Source organism: Micromonospora sp. WMMD1155 (assembly GCF_029581275.1).
Lineage (GTDB): Bacteria > Actinomycetota > Actinomycetes > Mycobacteriales > Micromonosporaceae > Micromonospora.
On record NZ_CP120742.1, the window covers coordinates 455480 to 477624 of the forward strand.

A 22145-nucleotide genomic window follows, 5' to 3' on the forward strand; every position below is an offset into this window, starting at 1 on the left:
GCCAGCGCTTCGGCGGGCGAGGCGCGCCGGCCGGTGTTACCGCCGGCCGTGGGCGGGAACCCCGGGAGCTGACGAGGGAGGATGCTCATGACGTCAGCTTCGGGGCCGACCGCCGCGTGGCGGCCCGGCACACAGGGTGGCGACCTGCTTCCGTCCGGGCCGGCCGGCCGCCTGTCGACACCGGCCGGCGACGGCCACGGGCCGGAGGCCGGTGCGCCGACAGTGACGATCGGCTCGTACCCGGACTATCCGGCCGCACAGCGGGTCGTCGACTATCTGGCCGACAACCGTTTCCCGGTGGAACACAGCGCCATCGTCGGCACGAACCTCACGCTCGTGGAGACGGTGCTCGGGCGGATGACCACCGGTCGCGCCGGCCTGCTCGGCGCGGGCACCGGCGCCTGGTTCGGGCTCTTCATCGGCCTGCTGTTCGGCATCTTCACGGTCGGCAACTGGCTGGCGGTGATCCTGGTCGGGCTGGTCATCGGTGCGATCTGGGGTGCCGTGTTCGGCGCGGTCGCCCACGCCATGACCGGCGGACAGCGCGACTTCACCTCGGCCAGCTCGCTGCGCGCCGGTCAGTACGCGGTGACCGTCGACGCACAGCTCGCCGACCAGGCCCGCCAGTTGTTGGCACGGATGCAGGTGCCCGGCGCGAACGCCCGCTGAGCCACGACCCTGACGACCGGCCGTCCCGGCAGTACGCCGGGGCGGCCGTTCAGTCGTGGTACGCCAGCTCACCCGCGCGGATGTCGACAGCGACCCGGTTCTCCGGCGGCGCCAGTGGGCAGGCCCAACGGTCGTCGTAAGCGCAGCTCGGGTTGTAGAGATAGTTGCCGTCCAACCGGACGCGGTCGCCGGGCAGCAGTTCGACGCCCCGGCCGAAGGTCCCCTTCACCGTGTCGGTGAGGTACCGCCCACCCCCGTAGGTGTCCTGCCCGCAGGTGCCGTCGCGCACCGGCACGAACAGCCCACCCCCGTACGCCTCGATCCACCACAGGGTCAGCGGTCCCCACGGCGTCTCGGCCACCGCCACCCGCCGGTACGCGACCACCCCGTCCGGGCCACCGGTGTCGATCCGCAGCTCGCCGCCGCCCGGCCGCAGCGGTGCCTCCACCACGGCGTCCGGGTTGGCGGGGAAGTAGCGGACCCCGGTGAAGTCGGCTCGCTCCGCCGGTGGGATCGGACTCTGCGGGTGGGTGGCGAAAAGCTCGTCGCGCTGCGCCCGGAAGCCGGTCAGGTCGACGTCGGACAGGTACAGCCGGGCCACCCGCTCCCGCCAGTCGGCCAGTTCAAGATGATCCACGTCGTCGAGCCTATGCCGTGGTGGTCGGCCACCTCAGCGGGACGGCCAGTTGCTCAGCAGGGCGTCGAGGGCGTCCAACGTGCGGGTCCACGAGTCGTCGGTCGTCCGGGGGGTGTGCCGGAAGCCGCCGGTCTTCTCCAGGCTGACGAACCCGTGGAACGTGCTGTGCATCATCCGCACCGCGTCGGTCTGGTCGGGCTCGGCGAGGCGGTAGCCGCGCAGGATGGCCCGGGTCATCTCCGCGTGCCGGGGGCCGGCGCTCGCCATGGCGGTCTCCGGGTCGAGGTCGATCTGCATCGCGGCGTACCGGCCGGGGTGCTGCCTCGCGTAGTCCCGGTACGCGTTGGCGAAGGCCACCAGCGCGTCCTTGCCGGCGCGACCGGCGAGGGCGCCGGCGACCCGGTCCGCCAGTTCCTGCAGGGCCAGCAGGGCGATCCGGACGCGCAGGTCCCGCGCGTTCTTGAGGTGGAAGTACAGGCTCGCGTCCTTCACCCCGAAGTGGCGCGCGAGCGCGGCGACCGTCACGTTCTCCACACCCACCTCGTCGGCCAGCTCGGCGGCGGCCAGCGTGAGGCGCTCGGCGGTGACTCCGGCACGTGCCATTAAACACACTCCCCTAGTTTTTCACCTAGGAAGACTAGGCTATTGCCTATGTTAGTCCATTCCGAGTCCGCCATCCGCGCCTCCTTCGTCAACACCACCCAGGGCGAGGCGAAGCGGCTGGCCGTACCGAACGACCTCGACGGACGACCCTGGGACGATCTCGACTTCCTCGGCTGGCGGGACCCGGCCGCACCGCAGCGGGCCTACCTGGTGGCCGAGGCCGACGAGGGGCTGATCGGGGTGGCGCTGCGGGTGGCACCCCAGCAGACCGGGCGGGGCCGACGCAGCATGTGCTCGCTCTGCCTGACCAACCACAGCGGCGACGGCGTCTCACTGATGACCGCCCGCAAGGCGGGGCCGGACGGGCGGCAGGGCAACTCGGTCGGCGTGTACGTCTGCTCCGACCTGGCCTGCTCGCTCTACCTGCGCGGCAAGAAGCACGCTGGGCCGCGCATGCACGAGACGCTGACAGTGCCCGAGAAGGTCGAGCGCACCCGCACCGCCCTCACGGCGTTCCTCCGCAAGGTCACCGAGTGAGCCGGTGATCCGCCGGGTCGGTCGCCAGGCGGGCGTGCAGGTGCTCGTCGTAGCGGCGGCCGTCGCCGTACCGGTACGACTCGCGTAGCGTGCCCTCCGCCCGGTAGCCGGCCCGGTCGGCCACCCGGCAGGAGGCCGGGTTGGCCACCGCGTGACACAACTCCACGCGGTGCAGCCCGAGGTCGGCGAACGCCCACCCGGTGAGCCGCCGGACTGCGCGCACCGCCACGCCACGCCCGCGCGCCGACGGGACCGTCCAGTAGCCGATGGACGCGTCGCCGTCGTGGATGCGGTGCAGCGACACCGAGCCGAGCAGGCCGCCGTCGACCGCCGAGGTCACCGCCATCGAGGCGTGGTCCCCGGCGGACCAGTCGGCGCGGCGGCGCACCCAGGACAGCGCGACCTCGTCGTCGATCGGGCCGCCGCCCTGCGGGTTCCACTGGGCGATGGCCGGGTCGCGCAGGGCGTCGCGCACCGCCGGGGCGTCCTCGTCCCGCCAGGGACGAAGCAGCAGGTCGTCGGTGGTGAGGTGTACGTGTTCCACGAGGCCGGAGTCTGACACATCGCGTACCGACCGCGCCGCCGCATTGTCGGCCACTTCTTTCAAAGCTGCACGAAACACCTGCCGCACGCCGCAAAGGTGACCCAGGCAACGCGCGAGAGCACTAGTTAAATTTTGAACTAGTGCTCTCGTCAACCGCATGACCGAGAGCCTGGACAGCACCCGAGAGGCCGCCTGGCGGGCCTACATCGAGGCCAGCCAGCGTCTCTACACCCAGCTGGAAGAAGACCTGCGCGCCGAGAGCGACCTCAGCTTCGCCGACTACCACGTGCTGGTCCTGCTCTCCGAGGCACCGGGGCAGCGACTGCGGATGGGTGAGCTGGCCAGTCGACTCATCTTCTCGCCGAGCCGACTGACCTACCAGATCTCCTCGATGCAGCGCCGCGGCATGGTCAGCAAGGAGCCCTGCCCGGACGACCGACGCGGCAGCGAGGCGGTCCTCACCGCCGCCGGGCTGCTCGCACTACGGGAAGCCGCACCACACCACCTGGCGTCGGTGCGCACCCACCTGATGGACGACCTCGACGACGCCGAGGTCGCCTGCCTCACCCGGGTCTTCGGCCGGATCGGTGACCGCCTGCGGGCGTCCCGGTCCGGTTCGACCACCCATGCCACGAGCTAGGAGCATTCGATGCCCGCGATCACCGTCGACAACGTTCTCGTCCTGCCCCGCCTGCCCCGGCTGGCGGAGTCCACCACCTTCCGGCCGGTCCGCACGGTGACCACCGCGCCCAGCGGCTTCGAGGGCGAGGGCTTCCCGGTCCGCCGGGCCTTCGCCGGGGTGTCGACCACCGACCTCGACCCGTTCATCCACCTCGACCAGATGGGCGAGGTCGACTACGCGCCGGGCGAGCCGAAGGGCACCCCGTGGCACCCGCACCGCGGCTTCGAGACCGTCACGTACATCATCGACGGCGTCTTCGACCACCAGGACTCGCACGGCGGTGGGGGCACCATCACCGACGGCGACACGCAGTGGATGACGGCGGGCAGCGGCCTGCTGCACATCGAGGCGCCGCCGGAGCACCTGGTGATGCGCGGTGGGCTCTTCCACGGCACCCAGCTCTGGGTCAACCTGCCCCGCTCGGCCAAGATGAACCCGCCCCGCTACCAGGACATCCGGGGCGGCGAGTCGGCACTGCTCACCACCCCCGACGGCGGCGCGCTGATCCGGGTCATCGCCGGTGAGATCGCCGGGCACCGCGGGCCCGGTTCGACCTTCACCCCGATCACCATCACGCACGTCACCGTGCAACCGGGGGCGCAGGTCGACCTGCCCTGGCAGCCCGAGTTCAACGCCCTGGTGTACGTGCTCGGCGGGCGCGGCACGGTCGGCACCGGCCGGCGGCCGGTGCGTACCGGCCAGCTCGCGGTGCACGGTCCGGGTGACGCGCTGCGGTTCACCGCCGACGCCGCACAGGACGGCAACACCCCGGCGCTGGACCTCTACATCATGGGTGGCCGGCCGATCCGGGAGCCGGTGGCGCAGTACGGCCCGTTCGTGATGAACACCCGGGACGAGCTGATCCAGGCGTTCGAGGACTTCCGGGCCGGCCGCCTCGGGGTGATCCCCAGCGAGCGTCTGCCGCACACCGGCGGCCAGGGCGCCCGGCCCTGACCACAGGTCACCACCGCTGTCGGCGCCGACGTCCCCGCGTCACCTCCGGGGCGTCGGCGCCGCCTCAGGAGACCGCGAAGATCCCGGCGACGCCCAGAATCACCATCAGCAACACCGCTACCAGCGCACCCCGTTCGCTCTCCACCGCCTGCTCGCGGTCCTCGGTCACGGGGTTCGTCGTGTCGCGGGGCATGGTGTGGCCTCCTCGGCTGTCGTCGCGTCGCTGGTCGATGGCGTTGGCCGGGTCACTGGTCCTCCGGCCTGGCGTGCGCACGGGGGGCGGTCGTCCTACCGTGAGGACGTTGCCGACCTCCAGGGGGGCTGGACGGTGCCGTTGCAGGACTGGTTTCTCACCGCTGAGGAACGCGCCAACCCGGTGTCTGGGTTACCCGTCTGGACCACGGGAAACCTCGCCGAGCCGTTGATTCACGGTGCCGCGTACTTCGACCGGCTGGTCGAGGAGGTGCAGGCGCTGGGCCCCGGTGACCACCTGTTCTTCACCGACTGGCGGGGTGACCCGGACCAGCGGCTACGCCCGGACGGCCCGACCGTGGCCCAGCTCTTCGCCCAGGCCGCCCAACGCGGCGTGGTGGTCAAGGGGCTGATCTGGCGCTCGCACCTCGACGTGCTGGCCTACAGCGAGGCGGAGAACCGCGACCTCAGCGAGTCGATCTCGGCAGCCGGTGGCGAGGTGCTGCTCGACCAGCGGGTCCGGCGCGGCGGGTCACACCACCAGAAGCTCGTCGTGTTGCGGCATCCGGGCGCACCGGAGCGGGACATCGCGTTCGCCGGCGGGATCGACCTGTGCCACAGCCGCCGCGACGACGCCGATCATCGTGGTGACCCGCAACCGGTGCAGATGTCCCCCCGTTACGGATCTAACCCGCCCTGGCACGACGTCCAGCTCGCGGTACGCGGCCCGGTGGTGGGCGCGTTGGACACCCTGTTCCGGGAACGCTGGACCGACCCGATGCCGCTGGATTCGGAGAACCCGATCGCCTACCTGCGGGACCGGCTGCGCGGCGCGGACCTGCGCCCGGACCCACTGCCCGAGCAGCCGGCCGACCCACCGCCCTGCGGTCCGCACCAGATCCAGGTGCTGCGCACCTACCCGGCCGTCCGCCCTCGTTACTCGTTCGCGCCCGACGGCGAGCGGACCGTGGCCCGGGGTTACACCAAGGCGGTGCACCGTGCCCGCCGACTCATCTACCTGGAGGACCAGTACCTCTGGTCCGCCGAGGTCGCGGACCTGTTCGCGCACGCGTTGCGGGACAACCCGGAGCTGCACCTGGTCGCCGTGGTGCCGCGACACCCGGACGTGGACGGCCGGCTGGCGCTGCCGCCGAACATGGTCGGGCGGGAGCAGGCACTGTCGCTGTGCGAGCGCGCCGCACCGGACCGGGTGCACGTGTTCGACGTGGAGAACCGCTCCGGCGACCCGGTCTACGTACACGCGAAGGTGTGTGTCGTCGACGACGTCTGGGCCAGCGTGGGCAGCGACAACTTCAACCGCCGGTCCTGGACGCACGACAGCGAGTTGTCCTGCGCGGTGCTCGACGACACCCGGGACCGGCGCGAGCCAACCGATCCCGCCGGGCAGGGGGACGGCGCTCGGGTCTTCGCCCGGGACGTGCGGCTGCGGCTGTGGCGCGAGCACCTGGACCGGGACCCGGACGGCGCGGACGACGCCGACCTGCTCGACCCGGCGGCCGCCGTCGCGGCGGTCACCGCCGCCGCCGACGCGCTCCAGCGGTGGTACGACGGTGGTCAGGTGGGCGAACGGCCGCCCGGTCGGCTGCGTCCACACCGCCCCGAGCGGTTGCCGTGGTACACCCGGGCCTGGGCGTTGCCGGTGTACCGGCTGGTCTACGACCCGGACGGCAGGCCACTGCGGGCGAGGTTGGCCGGCACCTGGTGAACCGGCCGGAGCGGCTCCGGGGCGGCGACCGGGTGCACGGTCAGGCCGCCCGGGTACGCGAACGAGGAGCGCGGCGCGTAGTAGCCGAACCCGATGGTCAGCGGGTTGGCCGGGCGGAGCGCGTACAACGGGTGCCCCGGCTGGAGGAACTCCACCGACTCGATCTCGAACGGGGCGACCGGCTCGGCGATGAAGGGGTACACCGAGCTGAGCAGCTGACCGTCACGACGGGTGAAGTAGCGGTGGTGCCCGCTGCTGATCACGTGACCGGTCTGCCCGACGCGGCACCGGGCCTGGATCACCGTCGTCCCGTCGATCTCCGTTTCGGAGAGCAGGTCCTCGCCCCTCACCTCGATCCTGGTCCGCCCGGCGAGCACCGGGGCACCACGGGCGGCGGCGTACTCACGGACCCGCCGGCTGGAGGCCACGTAGTGGCTCCACCAGCCCCCCGGGTTGAGGCCACCGGGGGCGTCCACGCCCACCAGTGAGACCCCGAGGTAGGTCAGCGAGTACGCGCCGAAGCCGGAGGTCTGGGTCTCGTCGTCGACGATGTACTGGTTGAGGAACACCTGGCGGTCCGGGCGGGGGCACAGCCCCGGCGGAACCAGTGCGGCGACCGCGTCCGGGTCCGCCGGCAGCCAACTGAAGTAGAGCGTTCGACTGTTCACGACGAGCTGGGGAGCGGCTGGATCGAGCACGGTGCCTCCGAACCGGGTGTGTACCCGCGACGCTACGGCCGGTCCCGCCAGCGGGACAACGACGGATAGGCGACACTGCTGCCCTGATGTCGGATTTCATGTTGACCGCTTGGCGGTCTGGCAAGACCGCACGGTCAGGCCGGACGGATGACCGGATGACGCGACGCGACCGGAGAGAACGGGTAAGGATCCTCACAGCCTGACCGACTTATGTCGGCTTTGCGCCTTTTGTTGCTCAACACACCTTAAGTACATCAGCCTTTCGGCTAGATTTCTGCGAGACGATCAGGCTAAGGTGACTCCCGAACGGCCAATAGAAAGCTAAACCAAAGAGTCACACCTTTTTTGTCCGCGGACGAGGTGCAGGGAGGACCACCCATGACCGCGCCAACGATTACCGAGCAGCCGAGCACCGCCGTCAAGGCCACCACCAAGCTCGACCCGCGCGCTCTCACCGACAGCGCCGCCGACCTGCTCAACGCCATGGCCGCACTGCCCGCCAACCACCCGTCGCGCGCCGCCCTGCGGGACCGCGCGATCGAGGCCTGGCTGCCGCTGGCCAACCACCTGGCCCACCGCTACAGCGGGCGCGGCGAGCCCACCGACGACCTGGCCCAGACCGCCGCTGTCGGCCTGATCAAGGCCATCGACAAGTTCGACCCCTCCCGGGGTGTCGACTTCGCCGGCTACGCGATCCCCACCATCATCGGCGAACTCAAGCGACACTTCCGGGACCGCACCTGGGACATCCGCGTGCCCCGCCGGCTCCAGGAGCTGCGGCTGGCCATCTCCGACGCCAACAGCTCGCTGCTGCAGACCCTCGGCCGCTCGCCGACGGTCGCCGACATCGCCGCCCACCTCAAGCTCACCGAGGAAGAGGTCCTGGAGGGCCTGGAGGGCGCCCGCGCCTACAACGCGGTGTCGCTGTCCACCCCGACCGGCGACGGCGAGCGGGCCACCGAACTGGGCGACATGCTCGGCGGCGAGGACAACGAGTTCGAGCTGGCCGAGCTGCGGGTCGCCCTCGGCCCGGCGCTGGCCACCCTGGACGAGCGCGAGCAGAAGATCCTCACGCTGCGCTTCTACGGCAACCTGACCCAGTCGCAGATCGCCGACCAGATCGGCGTCTCGCAGATGCACGTCTCCCGGCTGCTGACCCGGGCGCTGACCAAGCTGCGCGGCCAGCTGGACGGCACGTACTGAGCACCTGACGAAGCGGAGGGCCGGGTCCGTGGACCCGGCCCTCCGCTCGTCTCCGTGTTGTCACGCTCACGTGACAGCGGGTGCGGGGCGGTGTCAGTTCCCCGCCGGCTCCCGCCACATCGGCCAGAACGGTGTGCCGTCGGGCACCCGGAACGGCTCGCCCGCCAGATAGCCGTGCCTCGCGTACAGGTCCCGGCTGCGCGGGCTGCTCGCCTCCAGGTACGCGGGCATCCCGTTGGCGTCCAGCCAGGCGTGGTGGTGCCGCATCAACGCGCTGCCCAGCCCCTGCCCCTGCCGGTCCGGCCGGGTCGCCAGGAAGGCCAGGTGGTGGTGGTCCGGGTGCGGGTGGTTCGCCGCGAACAGTTCGTCCAGGTGCTGGAACCGGTCGGTCCACTCACCGCAGGCGGCGGCCAGTCGGGCGTCGTAGTCCGCCGGTGGCGGCGCCGGCTCGCCGACCGACGGGAACCAGACCGCCACCGACGCCCGGTCCTCGGTGGCGTGCACCATGCCGTGCCGCATGGCGTGGCCGACCAGGATCTCGAAGTCCCCGGCCAGCACCGCCTCCCGCTTGCTCGCGTCGGGTACCAACCAGTACGTCACCTCCAGCACGGTGAACGCCTCGGCGATCCGACCCGCCACGAGGGCGGTCTCCTCCGGCCCGAGCCGCTCGATGACCACGCTCATCGGGTCGCCTCCACGGTGGACGGGGCGGCCGGCGTGACGACGGCGGCGCTGCTCGCCGCGCCCAGGCCGATCCGGGCGTACGTGTCCGGCCGGTTCGCGCGCAGCACCAGCGCCCAGCCGATGCCCAGCAGGGCGGCCACCGGGTACACGGCGGGCAACGCCCAGCGCAGGGTGGAGTCCGGCGCGACGCCGAGCAGGTTGGCGAAGTTCGACACCGCCAACCAGATGATCACGAAGAGCGCGATGCTGGCCAGGCTGGGCGCGACGGCCCGCCGCCACACGTTCTCCCCGCCGTCGGAGCGGGCGAAGTAGGCGATCACCGCGACCGAGGTGGTGGCGATCAGTAGCAGTACGCCGAACCCGCCGGTGGTGCCGCCCCAGAAGAACAGTTGGACCACCGGATCCCAGCCGTTGACCGCGTACACGAGGATGACCACCAGGCCGAGGACGCTCTGCGCCACCGAGGCCGCCCGGGGCGCGCCGGACCGGGCCGAGGTCTGCCCGAACACCGCGGGCAGCACCCGCTCGCGGCCCAGCGCGAACGTGTAGCGGGCCGTGGTGTTGTGAAACGAGATCATCGCGGCGAGCACCGAGGTCAGGAAGAGCACCTGCCCGATGGTGACCACGGTGTCGCCGAGATGCGCGGCGGCCAGGTTGAAGATCAGCCCGACGCTCTGCTCGCCGGCCTCGGCGACGATCTGGTCCGGACCCACGGCAACCGCCATGGTCCAGGACGACAGCGCGTACAGCCCCGCGATGATCACCACTGACAGGTACGTCGCGAGTGGCACCGTCCGCTTGGGATCCTTGCTCTCCTCGCTGAAGACCACCGCGGACTCGAAGCCGACGAAGCCCAGGATGGCCAGCACCAGCACGGCGCCGACACCCGGCACGAAGAGGTTGTCCGGTGCGAAGCCGGCGAAGCTGACCTGGTCGCCGGCCGGGTTGCCGATCTGTCCCAGGTCGAAGACGAGGATCACCACGATCTCGGCGACCAGCAGCGCGGCCAGGACCAGACCGTTGATGTCCACCCGGAGCAGGCCGAGCAGGCCGACCAACGCCCACGCCACCAGGGCCACGACCGCCCAGTGCGGGTGCCCACCGAAGATCCGGTCGAGCACCGGCTCGGCCGCCGCGCCGATGGTGCCGTACAGCCCGACCTGCAACGCGTTGTACGCGATCAACGCGACCCAGGAGGCACCCACACCCACCGGTCGCCCGAGACCACGGGAGATGTAGGCGTAGAAGGCACCGGCGTTCTCCACCCGGCGCGACATCGCCACGTAGCCCACCGAGAACAGGGCGAGCACCGCGGCGACCAGCAGGAAGGCCAGCGGGATGCCGGTCACCCCGATGACGCCGTAGCCGGTGGTGACGACGCCGGCGACCACGGTCAGCGGCGCGGCCGCGGAGAGCACGAAGAAGATCACCGAAGGGATGCCGAGGCGGCCTCGGGCCAGGGCATCGGAGACGTTGCTGGGTCGGTCGACTGTCGATGTCGGGGGCATACGACTACTCCGGTCGTCGAGGGGGAGGGGCAGGGGTTACCGGGGAAATCAGGGGATGCCGCGCAGCACGGCGGCGCCGACGGCGGCCTCGGTGTGCCCGACCAGTTCCTTCAGCGGCGCCGGCAGTGCGGGGATGAGGACGTTCAGCCGGTGGTGGGCGCGCGGACCGGCGCTCCACAGCACCTCACGGGTCAGCCCCGCGGCCACGACGAGGCCGAGCAGCAGGGCGTCCGGCACGTTCGGCGGGTCGGGCCGCTCCAACAGCGCCCGTAGCCGGGTCGCCGGCCAGGCCACCGCGTTGAGGTCGATCGGCAGGTAGGTGACCGAGGTACGCAGCAGCCGTCGACTCTCCTGCCGACGCAGCACGCCGGCCCGGGCCAGGCGCTCCCCCACCGAGGTCGTCGCGCTCTGCGCCAGGAAGCTGAGCCAGGTACGCAGCTCCTGGTGCTGGGGCTCGCCGATCAACTGGTCGAGCACGGTGTGCGCCAGCGCGTCCGCCGGTGGACGGCGGTCGATGACGGTGACCTGCCCGCCCGACACGGTGATGTGTCCGTAGAGGATCAGCTCGCCGAGCAGCCCGCCGGCCAGCCCGAACCCGGTCGCCGCGGGGTGCAGCTTGGCCTTGCCACGACTGTCGTTGTGGGCGATCAGGAAGAACTCGTCGGCGATGAGCAACGGTCCTCCCGCACAGGTGTGTCCACAGTGTTCGTGACCGGGAAAGGATGCACCGAGAGCTATTGCAACGCAACTCCCAGATTTGAAAGTTGCACTCCGTGCAGGCACGACCTGCGGATCTTGGTCTGTCAGACTCGGACAGTGACCGCCACCCCCACCAGCCGACCCGCCGCCAGCCCGACCGTGCGCCGCCGACGCATCGCCCGGGAGCTTCGCCAGCTCCGGGAACGCGCCGGGATGACCCTCGACGTGGCCGCCCGCCAGCTCGACATGTCGAAGAGCAACCTCTCCCGGATCGAGACCGCGCAGATCGGCATCAAACCCCGCGACGTCCGTGCCGCCCTCGCCCTGTACGAGGTCACCGGCTCGGACGCGGAGGCCCTGATCGAGATCGCCCGAGGGGCCCAGCAACGCGGCTGGTGGCAGAACTACAGCGACGTGCTGCCCGAGTGGTTCGAGTTCTACGTGGGGCTGGAGGCCGAGGCGGCGGCGTTGCGCACGTACGAGGCCGAGTCGGTGCCGGGGCTGCTGCAGACCGAGGCGTACGCCCGGGAGATCTTCCGACGCACCGCCGGCGAGGACGGCCTGGAGCGCAAGGTCGCCGCCCGACTGCACCGGCAGGAGGTGCTGCGCCGCGAGAACCCCGTCCACCTCTCGGTGGTGCTCAACGAGGCGGTGCTGTTGCGCCCGGTCGGCGGTCCCGCCGTGATGGCCGAACAGTTGATCCACATGAGCCGCATCGCACAGTTACCCAACGTGACAATTCAGGTACTTCCCTTCGCAGCCGGCGGCCATCCCGCGATGAGCACCCCGTACGTGATCCTCAACTTCGCCGACGCCGCCGACGCGTCCGTGGTTTACCTGGATAACCTCACGATGGGGCTGGCTCTGGAGGAGGCCGACCAGGTGCTCGGGTATAGCCTTCTGCACGAGGAGCTGTGCCGGATGGCGCTCGATCCGACGGCGTCCTTGACCCGCCTTTCGGATGCTTCTCGTAACTTTGCGTGACCGCTTCGGCGGCACGCCGACGCAGACGAGAGGTACCACGGATGACCGCGCACGACCCGACCCGAGCGGCCTGGCGCACCAGCACGCGCAGCAGTGGCAACGGCAACTGCGTGGAGGTCGCGACAGCCGACGGTCGAGTCGCCGTACGCGACAGCAAGGACCGGACCGGCCCGGTGCTCGCCTTCGGCCCGGCAGCCTGGCGGGCCTTCGTGTCCGGCGTCGGTGAGGTCCGTCGCCGCTGAGGTGTCTCCGCCGGTGCGAGACTGGGCCGTGCTCTCCGACGTGACAGTGGACCTGCCGGTACGCCCGGTGCTGCCGGCGCTGGTCGCGGCACTCGACAGGGCCGGCACCGCCGTCCTGGTGGCCCCGCCGGGCACCGGCAAGACCACCCTCGCGCCGCTGGCCGTGGCCGACCGGGTCACCGGCCGGGTGGTGATCGCCCAACCCCGTCGGGTGGCGGCCCGCGCCGCCGCCCGACGGATGGCCGAGCTGCTCGGCGAGCGGGTGGGCGAGCGCGTCGGCTACGCGGTCCGCGGCGAACGCCGGGTGGGGCCGCACACCCGGGTGGAGGTGGTCACCACCGGTCTGCTGCTCCGCAGGCTGCACCACGACCCGGAGCTGCCCGGCACGGGTGCCGTGCTGCTCGACGAGTGCCACGAACGACAGCTCGACGCCGATCTCGCGCTGGCCTTCACCGTGGAGGCCCGGGCCACCCTCCGGCCGGACCTGTGGTTGCTGGCGATGTCCGCCACCCCGGACACCGACCGGTTCGGCGCGCTGCTCGGCGGGTCCGCCCCGGCCCCGGTGGTACGGGCCGACGCGGCTCTGCACCCGGTGACGCGGATCTGGTCGCCGCCGCCACGCCCGATCGCCCCACCCGGGGCCGGGCCGGTGGACCGGGCCCTGCTCGACCACGTGGCGGCCACCGTCCGGCGCGCCTTGCGCGAACGCGACGGCGACGTGCTGGTCTTCCTGCCCGGGGCCGGCGAGATCGCGGCGGTCACCGGCCGCCTGGCCGACCTGCGGGAGACTGTCGCGCTGCTGCCGCTGCACGGCCGTCAACGCGGCACCGAGCAGGACGCCGCCCTGCGTCCCGCCGATCGACGCCGGGTCGTGCTGGCCACCGCGCTCGCCGAGACCAGCCTGACCGTCCCGGGCGTGCGGGTCGTGGTGGACGCGGGGTTGTCCCGGGTGCCCCGCATCGACCTGGCCCGAGGGCTGGGCGCGCTGGTCACCGTGCCGGTCTCCCGAGCCGCCGCCACCCAACGGGCGGGCCGGGCCGGTCGGGAGGCTCCCGGGTACGTCTACCGGTGCTGGTCCGAGGCGACCCATGAGCGGCTGCCCGCGCGCCCCGAACCGGAGATCGCCACCGCCGACCTCAGCGGCTTCGCGTTGGAGCTGGCCGCCTGGGGTCGGCCGGACGGTGTCGGGCTCGCGCTGCCCGACCCGCCACCGGTCGCCGCCATGACGGTGGCCCGGGACACGCTGCACACCCTCGGAGCGGTCGACGCCGAGGGCCGGATCACCACCCGGGGACGGACGATCGCCGCCGCCGGGGCGCACCCCCGACTGGCCCGGGCACTGCTCGACGGCGCCGACCGGGTCGGCGCCGACCGGGCGGCCGAGGTGGTCGCCCTCCTCGCCGAGGAGAGCGTGGCCGGCCCCGGCGACGACCTGGTGGCCGGCTGGCGTCGGCTGCGAGCCGGTGTCGACGCGGGCACGACCGCCCGCTGGCGCACGGAGGTACGACGGCTGCGGGCCGCGCTGCCCACCGATGGGGCGAACGGTCGGGCCACCGACTCGACGGGACGGGCCACCGCGGGTGCGTTGAGCGACGATCTCGCCGCCGGGCTGCTCGTCGGTCTGGCGTACCCGGAACGGTTGGCCCGGGTGCGGCGGCCGGGCGGCTCGGCGTACCTGATGACGGGCGGGACCGCCGCGGACCTGACGGCCGGCTCGGGGCTGGCCGGTGCCGACTGGCTGGCGGTGGCCGTCGCGGACCGCACGCCCGGCGCGCGGGCGGCGCGGATCCGCCGGGCCTCGCCGGTGGACGAGGCGACGGCCCGGGAGGCGGCGGGCCCACTGCTGCGCACGGAACGGGAGGTGGGCTGGGCCGACGGGGACGTGGTGGCCCGGGAGGTGACCCGGCTGGGCGCGATCGAGCTGGTCCAGCGGCGACTGGACCGGCCGGACCGGGCCGAGGTGGCCGAGGCGTTGCTCACCGGTCTGCGTCAGGAGGGCCTGGGCCTGCTGTCCTGGACACCGTCGGCGCGGGCGCTGCGCGAGCGGCTCGCGTTCCTCCGGCACCACCTCGGCGACCCGTGGCCGGACGTCGGCGACGAGACGTTGCTCGACGCGGCGCCGACCTGGTTGGGGCCGGAGTTGGCAGCCGCCCGACGCCGCGCCGACCTGGCCCGGGCGGACGTGACGTCGGCGCTGCGCCGGCTGCTGCCCTGGCCGCTGGCGGCCCGGCTGGACGCGGTGGCCCCGGAGCGGATCGAGGTGCCCAGCGGGTCCCGGATCCGGGTGGACTACACCGACCCGGCCGCGCCGGTGCTGGCGGTGAAGCTCCAGGAGACGTTCGGTTGGGCGGTGGCACCACACGTCGGCGACGGACGGGTGCCGGTGCTGCTGCACCTGCTCTCCCCCGCCGGTCGGCCGGTGGCGGTCACCGCCGATCTGGCCTCGTTCTGGCGCACCGGCTACCCGCAGGTCCGTTCCGAGTTGCGCGGGCGCTATCCACGGCACCCGTGGCCGGAGGACCCGGGAACGGCGACGCCCACCCGGCACGCCACGCCACGGCGGCGCTGATCGTCGGCGCTACTCCTCCGCGACGTCGGCCACCACGACGGTGACGTTGTCCGGCGCGCCGGCGTGCAGCGCCAGGTCGATGAGCTTGCCGACGCACTCCGCCCGGTCCGGGTAACCGGCGAGCACCTCGGTGAGGGTGTCCGGACGGACGACGTTGGAGAGCCCGTCGCTGCACAGCAACCACCGGTCGCCGGCCCGGGGCACCATCGTCGCGTACGCCGGGGAGACCTCGTCGCCCTGCAACGCCTGGGTGACCACGGCGCGTCGCGGGTGGCTGCTGGCCTGGTCCGGGGTGATCACGCCCTGGTCCACCAGCATCTGGACGAACGTGTCGTCGCGGGTGACCTGCTTGAGCACGCCGTCGCGGTACAGGTAGGCCCGGGAGTCGCCGACGTGCGCCAGGGCCAGGCAACTGCCGGTACGGGCGAAGAGCAGGGCGGTGAGGGTGGTGCCCATGCCCTGACGCTCGGGATCCTCGGCGACCGCCTGGCGGATCCGGGAGGTGGCCAACGCGATGCCGCCTTCGAGCGCGGCCACCAGGGCGTCCTCGGGTGTCTCCACGTCGAGCGGGGCGACCGCGTCGATGGTGAGGGCGCTGGCCAGGTCGCCGGCGGCCATCCCGCCCATGCCGTCGGCGACGGCGACGAGCCAGGTGCCGGCGTGCAGGGCGTCCTGGTTCCCGCTGCGGATCAGCCCAGGATCGCTCGTTCCCACGGAACGCAGCTTCAGGGTCATGGGAGGCAGCCTGCCAGGCGAAGGGCGCAGTTGTCTCTAGGAGATCAGGACGACGGCGCGTGGCGCGGCCAATCTCACGTCTTGGTGCCACCGCGTGTCGGCCCACCCCGCACACCGACCGCCCTCGTCGGACGCCCCAACCCATCCAACCGGATCAATTGACATCGTCTACCGACGCTGGAAACATCGAGCCGATATTGGGAGCGCTCCCAGCTTCTTGTCGCCACCACCGTCCCGTCTCCGTCCCGGAAGGACTCCCCGTGACGTCATCCCGACGCCGCCTGCTGTTGGCTGCGGCGACCACTCTGGCCCTCACCGGCGCGGGCGCCGGCGCGGCCCACGCCGACCCACCCCCGGACGCACCCGAGCAGATCGACAACGGCGACTTCAGCGCCGGAGTGAGCCCCTGGTTCTCCTTCGGCACCGGCGCGCTCGCGGTCACCGACGGCCGGCTCTGCACCACCGTCGCCGGTGGGCTGGCCAACCCGTGGGACGCCGGCATCGGCCAGGACGGCGTGCCGCTGATCGCCGGCGCCGAATACACCCTCGGCTTCGCCGTCTCCGCCACCCCCGGCGCCGCCGTCAAGGCCGTACTGCAGCTCGGCAGCGCCCCCTACACCACGTACGCGGCGGTGGACGCCACCGCGACCGGCACCCTGCAGCGGGTCGAGCAGACCTTCACCGTGCCGGACACCAACCCCAACGCCCAACTGATCTTCCAGGTCGGTGGCGCCGCCGAGGCGCAGACCATCTGCCTGGACGACGTCTCCCTGCGCGGCGGCGAGCCCCCCGAGCCGTACGTGCCGGACACCGGGCCACGGGTGCGCGTCAACCAGGTCGGCTACCTGCCCGGTGGGCCGAAGAACGCCACCGTCGTCACCGAGGCCACCGCGGCGTTGCCCTGGCAGCTGCGCTCCTCCGCCGGCGCCGTCGTGGCCAGCGGCACCACCACCGCACGCGGTGTCGACGCCGCCTCCGGGCAGAACGTGCACACCGTCGACTTCTCCAGCTACCGCACCCCGGCCAGCGGGCTGACGCTCACCGTGGACGGCGAGACCAGCCACCCGTTCGACATCTCGGGCACCCTCTACGACCGGTTGCGCTCCGACTCGCTGCAGTTCTTCTACGCCCAGCGCAGCGGCATCGCCATCGACGGTGACCTGATCGGGGACGAGTACGCCCGCCCCGCCGGTCACCTCGGCGTGGCACCCAACCAGGGCGACACCAACGTGCCCTGCCAGCCGGGCGTCTGCGACTACTCCCTCGACGTGCGCGGCGGCTGGTACGACGCAGGCGACCACGGCAAGTACGTGGTCAACGGCGGCATCGCCACCTACCAGCTGCTGAGCACCTTCGAGCGGACCAAGACGGCGGCCACCGCCGACGGCGGCGCCGCGCTGGGCGACAGCACCCTGCGGGTGCCCGAGCGCGGCAACGGCGTACCGGACATCCTCGACGAGGCCCGCTGGGAGCTGGAGTTCCTGCTGCGCATGCAGGTGCCCGCCGGCAAGCCGCTCGCCGGAATGGTCCACCACAAGATCCACGACCAGAACTGGACCGGGCTGCCGCTCGCCCCGGAGGACGACCCGCAGCGGCGCGAGCTGCACCCGCCGTCGACCGCCGCGACCCTCAACATGGCCGCCACCGCCGCCCAGTGCGCGCGCCTGTTCGCCCCCTACGACGCGGCGTTCGCGAACCGCTGCGCCGCCGCGGCGAAGACCGCCTACAGCGCGGCCAAGGCCAACCCGGCGGTGTACGCCAGCCCGACCGACGGCACCGGCGGCGGCGCGTACGACGACAGCAACGTCTCCGACGAGTTCTACTGGGCGGCCGTCGAGCTGTACCTGACCACCGGAGCACAGACCTACCTGACCGACCTGACCGCGTCGCCGCACCACACCGGCGACGTGTTCGAACCGCGCGGCTTCGGCTGGCAGAGCGTCGCCGCGCTGGGCCGCCTCGACCTGGCGACCGTGCCGAACGGGCTACCCGCCGCCGACCTGGCCCGGGTACGCGCCTCGGTCACCGCCGCCGCCGACACGTACCTGGCCGAGCTGCGCCGGCAGGCGTACGGGCTGCCGATGCCCGGTGACGCCGACAGCTACTTCTGGGGCGGCAACAGCAACGTCATCAACAACGCCGTCGTCCTGGCCACCGCCTTCGACCTGACCCGCAACGCCGCCTACCGCGACGGCGCCGTGCAGGCGATGGACTACATCCTCGGTCGCAACGCCCTGAACATCTCCTACGTCACCGGTTGGGGCGAGCACGCGGCACAGAACCAGCACAGCCGCATCTTCGGCCACCAACTCGACCCGACGATGCCCCGGCCGCCGGCCGGTTCGATCGCCGGTGGCCCGAACGCGGCCCTCCAGGACCCGTTCGTGGCGCAGTTGCTGGCCGGGTGCGAGCCGATGTTCTGCTACGTCGACGACATCAACTCGTACTCGACGAACGAGGTGGCGATCAACTGGAACTCGGCGCTGACCTGGATTGCCTCGTTCCTGGCCGACCAGGGTGACTCCGGCGCGGTGCCGGCGACCACCTGCTCGGTGGCCTACACCAACTACGGCGCCTGGCAGGGTGGCACCGGGTTCACCGCCCAGCTGACCGTCCGCAACACCGGCGCCACGGCGGTCAACGGGTGGAACGTGCGGTTCGCGTTCACCGGCGACCAGCGGGTCCGCGAGGCATGGCTGGCGAAGGTCACCCAGTCCGGCGCGACGGTGACCGCGCGCAACGAGTCGTACAACGCCAAGGTCGCACCCGGCGGCTCGGTGACGTTCGGCTTCAACGCGACGACCACCGGCGGCGCCAATCCCGGTCCCGGTCTGGTGACCGTCAACGGGTCGGCCTGCTCGCTGACCTGACGCTGGTTCCTGTGGTGGCCGCCCCTCCCCCCGGGGCGGCCACCACAGGGCTACCCGCCCCGGGCGCGTGCCGCGTTGTGCTCGGCGACCAGACCCGGCAGGTCGTCGAGCGAGTCGATCCGGAACAGGCACTGCTCGGCCACGGCCGGGAGGTCGAGGATGTGCCCCCACGGCGAACGCCGGATCAGGCAGGCCTCGAGCCCGGCCGCCAGCGCCGGACGGGCGTCGTTGTCGGGCCGGTCGCCGACGTACAGGATCGACGACGCGTCCCCGCCACCCTCGGCGACGACCCGCTCGAAGAAGGCGGCCGACGGCTTCGCCACGCCCCAACCGTGCGAGGTGCCGATGACGTCCACGGGAAGGCCGAGAGCGCGCAGGGTGGCCTCGGCGTGGGCCGGCTGGTTACCGGCCAGGCCCACCAACAGCCCCTGGTCCCGCAACGCGGTCAGGCACCCTCGTGCGTCCGGGTAGAGGTCCTCCTCGCCGAACGTCTCCGGCCGACCGGCCCTCGCGCGACGGTCGAGTTCGGCGGCGAGATCGAAGTCGGGGCGGAAGGTTCGGAACGTCTCCTGGTAGTCCAGCCCTCGGGCGACAACCGCACCGAAGACCGCCGAGAACGTGTGCCGTGGAACGCCGAGCCAGTCCGCCCAGTCGGCGAACTCGCGGGACTCGTCGATGATCGTCCCGCCGACGTCGAAGAAGACCGCACTGATCACGCCCGGCCCCCGTCCTGATGCACCATTCGGCGGATCATAGGCGGCGACCGACGCCCGCGCTCCCCGCACCGCATGCGGGCGGCGGGCGGCGGGCGGCGGGCGGCGGGCGGCGGGCGGCGGGCGGCGGGCGGCGGGCGGCGGGCGGCGGGCGAGGAGACCACCAGTGCTTGCCGGGTGCTGTCGAGCTGATGTCGTGAACGATTCACCAACCGCGCGCGCCAAACCCGGTGGATCCGTCGTTCCGGGTAGGCCATGGTGGGGGCCATGGGCATCGGTGATCTGACCGACTCGGAGCGTCGGGTGTGGGCGGCGATGCCGGCGGGATCGCGGGCCGCACTGGCCGGACTGTCCGGTGCGGACCTGCGCAGCCTGCTGTTAGGAGTGGCCCGCGACCGTGCGGGCCGGCGAGGTGGTGAGCGACCCCACCAACGCCCTGGCGATCGAGGCGGCCCTGCGCCGCCGTCACCAGGAAGAGGTGCACCTGGCCGCCGTCCACCGCGTGCTGCGGGCGCAGGACTTCGGACCCGGGATGTCGGCGCACTTCCGGCTCTTCGCCCTGGTGTCCAGCGCCCGGGCCGTCGGCTCGGACAGCACCCAGGCCCGACTGCTGATCCGGCACCTCACCTACCGGCAGACCGTCCTGGCCGACCTGGCGCCGACGGCGGCCCCTCAACTGCACGTCACGACCTTCGACGACCAGGTGACCCAGGAGCGGCTGGCCGACACCGTCCGACCGGCGCTGGACGGGAGCACGGTGCCGCTCGTGGACGAACCGGAACGCACCCGCGCCCGCGGCTACTACACCGGTTGCGCCCTACGGATCAGCATCCTCGGCGGCGACCTGGAGATCGGCGACGGCGGCTTCACCGACTGGACCGCCCGACTCAGCGGCAACGCCAAGGAACGCTGCCTCGTCTCCTGCCTCGCCACCGAACGTCTCGCCGACCGCGTGGCCCACTGAGGCCGACCGAGAGCAATCCCCACACCCCATGACCGTGGGCGGGAAGGCCGGGGACGAGCATCCAGGGGCCCTTCGATCGCCGCGCTGCGGTGTCCGCACCAGGAGACGAAAATGTCGTACACGTGTTCTAATCTCGGTTCATGTTGGAGGGGTTGGCGCAGGCGGAGGCGGCAGTCGCGGACTGCCTCGACGCCTCAGTGTGGGCTCTTCCAGAGCACGACCTCGTCGCGGCACTCGACGCCGCGCACCGGCTCGAGCAGCGCCTGGCGGCCGTGCAACTGGCCCTGGTGCGCGAGGTGGACGGCCGTGGCACGGCCCTGACGCAGGGCGCGTCGTCGACGGCGGTGTGGTTGCGGGACCGGTTGCGTCTCAGCGTCTCCGCCGCTCGCCGGCTGGTCGATCTCGCCGCCGCGCTCGACGCTGGAGCGCCCGGGGTGAGCGCCGCGTTGGCCAGCGGAGACATCAGCGTGGAGCAGGCCCGGGTCATCAGCGACACGGTCCGCACTGTGCACACGGCCGCTGGTGCCGAGGCGGCCGAGAAAGCGGTAGGTGTCCTGGTCGAGTGGGCCGGGCAGTTCGAGCCGGCCCTGCTGCGCAAGGTGGGCACCCGGGTCCTCGACCACGTCGCCCCGGAGGTCGCCGAAGCCGCGACGCGGGCGGCGTTGGAGGCCGAGGCGCGTCGAGCCGAACGGGACCGTCACGTCACGCTCTCCCAGCTACGCGACGGTCGCCTGCGACTGTCCGGCAACCTGGATGCCGAGGCGGCCGGTCTGCTGCGCGCCGCGCTCGATCCCCTGACCGCGCCGACCGGTCCGGACGATCGTCGTTGTACCGGGCAACGCCGTCACGACGCGCTCGCCGACCTCTGCCGGCTCGCTCTGCGCACCGGTGAGCTACCCGAGCACGGCGGCGAGCCCGCCCAGGTCGTCGTCACCACCAGCTTCGACGTGTTGACCCGGCAGCTCGACGCAGGCACCCTCGACACCGGGCCACTGGTGACCCCGGAGACGGTACGTCGCCTCGCCTGCGACGCGGCGATCCTGCCGGCCGTCCTCGGCGGCAGCGGCCAGACGCTCGACGTGGGCAGGCAACGCAGACTGGTCACCGGGCCTCTGCGACGCGCCCTCGTCCTGCGCGACCGCGGCTGCGCCTTCCCGGGCTGCGACCGCCCGCCCCGCTGGTGCGACGCCCACCACATCCACCACTGGGTCGACGGTGGCGGCACCAGCCTGGCCAACTCCGTACTGCTCTGCGCCCACCATCACCGACACGTCCACCGAGGCGAGTGGGCGGTCCGGCTCGGCGGCGACGGCCACCCGGAGTTCGTCCCGCCGGCCTGGCTCGATCCCGACCAACTCCCCCGCCGCAACCAGTATCACCGACGGACCTGACGGTCCCCGGTCCACACCCAGCCGGTCGGGAGGTGGCGGGTTGTCATGGCTAGGTTGGGATGGTGCTGGTCGTGAACGTGGTCGAGGAGTTCGGCGCGCACAACTCGCTGGAGAGTTCGTGGGTTCTGCCGCCGGATGTCGTTGAGCCACTGCGCGCACACGTCGACGTGACGCCGCAGGGGTGGGTTGTCGACGTGTGGCCGGTGACCTCGGACGTCGCCGCCATCGTGCAGCCCTGGGTCGACAAGCCGATAGATGTCGGATCAGGTGGCTGGTTCGTCAGTTCCGTCCGCACGACCGGGCAGGACGGCCGGCGGGATCAGTCGATGACCTGACACGGA

The 22145-nt window shown here is 72.2% G+C and carries 23 protein-coding genes; 13 read left to right on the top strand and 10 right to left on the bottom strand.

Translation table 11 applies throughout. From position 1 onward, the window contains the following. The first annotated feature begins 87 nt into the window (after nucleotides 1–87). Nucleotides 88–669: a general stress protein gene (locus tag O7617_RS01810; protein ID WP_282261039.1), complete on the top strand. Its 582-nt coding sequence runs from the start codon at nucleotides 88–90 to the stop codon at nucleotides 667–669. Nucleotides 670–718: 49 nt separating this feature from the next. Here the strand turns inward: O7617_RS01810 and O7617_RS01815 are convergent, their stop codons facing one another. Next, nucleotides 719–1306 carry a DUF1684 domain-containing protein gene (locus tag O7617_RS01815; protein WP_282261040.1) on the bottom strand — a complete coding sequence of 196 codons (588 nt, stop codon included), beginning with the start codon at nucleotides 1304–1306 and terminating at the stop codon, nucleotides 719–721. 33 nt (nucleotides 1307–1339) lie between these two features. Then, nucleotides 1340–1909, bottom strand: a complete 570-nt coding sequence (locus O7617_RS01820; RefSeq protein WP_282261042.1) for a TetR/AcrR family transcriptional regulator — start codon at nucleotides 1907–1909, stop codon at nucleotides 1340–1342. A 48-nt stretch (nucleotides 1910–1957) separates the two neighbouring features. Here O7617_RS01820 and O7617_RS01825 point away from each other — a divergent pair, with 48 nt between their 5' ends. Next, on the top strand, nucleotides 1958–2446 hold the full coding sequence (locus O7617_RS01825) for an FBP domain-containing protein (RefSeq protein ID WP_282261043.1): 489 nt from the start codon (nucleotides 1958–1960) through the stop codon (nucleotides 2444–2446). Here O7617_RS01825 and O7617_RS01830 read toward each other — a convergent pair. After that, nucleotides 2436–2990: a GNAT family protein gene (locus tag O7617_RS01830; protein ID WP_282261044.1), complete on the bottom strand. Its 555-nt coding sequence runs from the start codon at nucleotides 2988–2990 to the stop codon at nucleotides 2436–2438. The two genes, O7617_RS01825 and O7617_RS01830, sit on opposite strands and share 11 nt — an antisense overlap. Before the next feature lie 157 nt (nucleotides 2991–3147). On the opposite strand from O7617_RS01830, the gene O7617_RS01835 reads away from it, so the two are divergent. Beyond that, nucleotides 3148–3630, top strand: coding sequence for a MarR family transcriptional regulator (locus O7617_RS01835; protein ID WP_282261045.1), 483 nt, complete (start codon nucleotides 3148–3150; stop codon nucleotides 3628–3630). A gap of 9 nt (nucleotides 3631–3639) precedes the next feature. Further along, nucleotides 3640–4626 (top strand): pirin family protein, encoded by a 987-nt coding sequence (locus O7617_RS01840; RefSeq protein ID WP_282261046.1) that lies wholly within the window; start codon nucleotides 3640–3642, stop codon nucleotides 4624–4626. Between the two features lie 64 nt (nucleotides 4627–4690). Here the strand turns inward: O7617_RS01840 and O7617_RS01845 are convergent, their stop codons facing one another. Then, on the bottom strand, nucleotides 4691–4819 hold the full coding sequence (locus O7617_RS01845; protein ID WP_282261047.1) for a hypothetical protein: 129 nt from the start codon (nucleotides 4817–4819) through the stop codon (nucleotides 4691–4693). Between the two features lie 135 nt (nucleotides 4820–4954). Here O7617_RS01845 and O7617_RS01850 point away from each other — a divergent pair, with 135 nt between their 5' ends. Next, on the top strand, nucleotides 4955–6544 hold the full coding sequence (locus O7617_RS01850; RefSeq protein ID WP_282261048.1) for a phospholipase D-like domain-containing protein: 1590 nt from the start codon (nucleotides 4955–4957) through the stop codon (nucleotides 6542–6544). Here the strand turns inward: O7617_RS01850 and O7617_RS01855 are convergent. Further along, nucleotides 6493–7242, bottom strand: a complete 750-nt coding sequence (locus O7617_RS01855; RefSeq protein WP_282261049.1) for a hypothetical protein — start codon at nucleotides 7240–7242, stop codon at nucleotides 6493–6495. The genes O7617_RS01850 and O7617_RS01855 overlap by 52 nt on opposite strands. Before the next feature lie 378 nt (nucleotides 7243–7620). Here O7617_RS01855 and O7617_RS01860 point away from each other — a divergent pair, with 378 nt between their 5' ends. Then, on the top strand, nucleotides 7621–8445 hold the full coding sequence (locus O7617_RS01860) for a SigB/SigF/SigG family RNA polymerase sigma factor (RefSeq protein WP_282261050.1): 825 nt from the start codon (nucleotides 7621–7623) through the stop codon (nucleotides 8443–8445). Between the two features lie 93 nt (nucleotides 8446–8538). On the opposite strand, the gene O7617_RS01865 is transcribed toward O7617_RS01860, so the two are convergent. Genes O7617_RS01865 through O7617_RS01875 form a run of 3 tightly spaced genes read right to left on the bottom strand, consistent with a single transcriptional unit; the run spans nucleotide 8539 to nucleotide 11312 of the window. Then, entirely contained in the window at nucleotides 8539–9129 is a 591-nt protein-coding gene (locus O7617_RS01865; protein ID WP_282261051.1) for a GNAT family N-acetyltransferase, read from the bottom strand. Then, nucleotides 9126–10637, bottom strand: a complete 1512-nt coding sequence (locus O7617_RS01870; protein WP_282261052.1) for an APC family permease — start codon at nucleotides 10635–10637, stop codon at nucleotides 9126–9128. Before O7617_RS01870 ends, O7617_RS01865 begins: the two co-directional genes overlap by 4 nt. 48 nt (nucleotides 10638–10685) lie before the next feature. Continuing rightward, on the bottom strand, nucleotides 10686–11312 hold the full coding sequence (locus O7617_RS01875; protein WP_282261053.1) for a GPP34 family phosphoprotein: 627 nt from the start codon (nucleotides 11310–11312) through the stop codon (nucleotides 10686–10688). A gap of 183 nt (nucleotides 11313–11495) precedes the next feature. On the opposite strand from O7617_RS01875, the gene O7617_RS01880 reads away from it, so the two are divergent. The 3 genes from O7617_RS01880 to hrpB are packed head-to-tail and all read left to right on the top strand — an operon-like array spanning nucleotide 11496 to nucleotide 15131. Then, nucleotides 11496–12320, top strand: a complete 825-nt coding sequence (locus O7617_RS01880) for a helix-turn-helix transcriptional regulator (RefSeq protein WP_282264608.1) — start codon at nucleotides 11496–11498, stop codon at nucleotides 12318–12320. A 41-nt stretch (nucleotides 12321–12361) separates the two neighbouring features. Further along, on the top strand, nucleotides 12362–12562 hold the full coding sequence (locus O7617_RS01885; RefSeq protein ID WP_282261054.1) for a DUF397 domain-containing protein: 201 nt from the start codon (nucleotides 12362–12364) through the stop codon (nucleotides 12560–12562). Between the two features lie 28 nt (nucleotides 12563–12590). Beyond that, nucleotides 12591–15131, top strand: coding sequence for an ATP-dependent helicase HrpB (gene hrpB, locus O7617_RS01890; protein WP_282264609.1), 2541 nt, complete (start codon nucleotides 12591–12593; stop codon nucleotides 15129–15131). A gap of 9 nt (nucleotides 15132–15140) precedes the next feature. Here hrpB and O7617_RS01895 read toward each other — a convergent pair whose 3' ends face one another. After that, nucleotides 15141–15866: a protein phosphatase 2C domain-containing protein gene (locus O7617_RS01895; RefSeq protein ID WP_282261055.1), complete on the bottom strand. Its 726-nt coding sequence runs from the start codon at nucleotides 15864–15866 to the stop codon at nucleotides 15141–15143. 260 nt (nucleotides 15867–16126) lie between these two features. Between O7617_RS01895 and O7617_RS01900 the strand changes: the two genes are divergently transcribed. After that, nucleotides 16127–18736: a glycoside hydrolase family 9 protein gene (locus tag O7617_RS01900; RefSeq protein WP_282261056.1), complete on the top strand. Its 2610-nt coding sequence runs from the start codon at nucleotides 16127–16129 to the stop codon at nucleotides 18734–18736. A 50-nt stretch (nucleotides 18737–18786) separates the two neighbouring features. Here the strand turns inward: O7617_RS01900 and O7617_RS01905 are convergent, their stop codons facing one another. Continuing rightward, a complete protein-coding gene (locus O7617_RS01905) occupies nucleotides 18787–19452 on the bottom strand; it encodes an HAD family hydrolase (protein WP_282261057.1) in 666 nt (221 codons plus the stop codon). A 394-nt stretch (nucleotides 19453–19846) separates the two neighbouring features. On the opposite strand from O7617_RS01905, the gene O7617_RS01910 reads away from it, so the two are divergent. From O7617_RS01910 to O7617_RS01920, 3 genes are all read left to right on the top strand, one after another. Beyond that, nucleotides 19847–20413 (top strand): hypothetical protein, encoded by a 567-nt coding sequence (locus tag O7617_RS01910; protein ID WP_282261058.1) that lies wholly within the window; start codon nucleotides 19847–19849, stop codon nucleotides 20411–20413. 140 nt (nucleotides 20414–20553) lie between these two features. Further along, nucleotides 20554–21804 (top strand): HNH endonuclease signature motif containing protein, encoded by a 1251-nt coding sequence (locus O7617_RS01915; RefSeq protein WP_282261059.1) that lies wholly within the window; start codon nucleotides 20554–20556, stop codon nucleotides 21802–21804. Between the two features lie 59 nt (nucleotides 21805–21863). Continuing rightward, entirely contained in the window at nucleotides 21864–22139 is a 276-nt protein-coding gene (locus O7617_RS01920; protein WP_282261061.1) for a hypothetical protein, read from the top strand. Nucleotides 22140–22145: the final 6 nt, after the last annotated feature.

Coding starts and splice junctions, on each gene's coding strand:
- O7617_RS01820 (WP_282261042.1), bottom strand. CDS start 1,909: ATGGCACGTGCCGGAGTCACCGCCGAGCGCCTCACGCTGGCCGCCGCC.
- O7617_RS01885 (WP_282261054.1), top strand. CDS start 12,362: ATGACCGCGCACGACCCGACCCGAGCGGCCTGGCGCACCAGCACGCGC.
- O7617_RS01860 (WP_282261050.1), top strand. CDS start 7,621: ATGACCGCGCCAACGATTACCGAGCAGCCGAGCACCGCCGTCAAGGCC.
- O7617_RS01810 (WP_282261039.1), top strand. CDS start 88: ATGACGTCAGCTTCGGGGCCGACCGCCGCGTGGCGGCCCGGCACACAG.
- O7617_RS01845 (WP_282261047.1), bottom strand. CDS start 4,819: ATGCCCCGCGACACGACGAACCCCGTGACCGAGGACCGCGAGCAGGCG.
- O7617_RS01825 (WP_282261043.1), top strand. CDS start 1,958: ATGTTAGTCCATTCCGAGTCCGCCATCCGCGCCTCCTTCGTCAACACC.
- O7617_RS01835 (WP_282261045.1), top strand. CDS start 3,148: ATGACCGAGAGCCTGGACAGCACCCGAGAGGCCGCCTGGCGGGCCTAC.
- O7617_RS01920 (WP_282261061.1), top strand. CDS start 21,864: ATGGTGCTGGTCGTGAACGTGGTCGAGGAGTTCGGCGCGCACAACTCG.
- O7617_RS01895 (WP_282261055.1), bottom strand. CDS start 15,866: ATGACCCTGAAGCTGCGTTCCGTGGGAACGAGCGATCCTGGGCTGATC.
- O7617_RS01870 (WP_282261052.1), bottom strand. CDS start 10,637: ATGCCCCCGACATCGACAGTCGACCGACCCAGCAACGTCTCCGATGCC.
- O7617_RS01865 (WP_282261051.1), bottom strand. CDS start 9,129: ATGAGCGTGGTCATCGAGCGGCTCGGGCCGGAGGAGACCGCCCTCGTG.
- O7617_RS01840 (WP_282261046.1), top strand. CDS start 3,640: ATGCCCGCGATCACCGTCGACAACGTTCTCGTCCTGCCCCGCCTGCCC.
- O7617_RS01915 (WP_282261059.1), top strand. CDS start 20,554: ATGTTGGAGGGGTTGGCGCAGGCGGAGGCGGCAGTCGCGGACTGCCTC.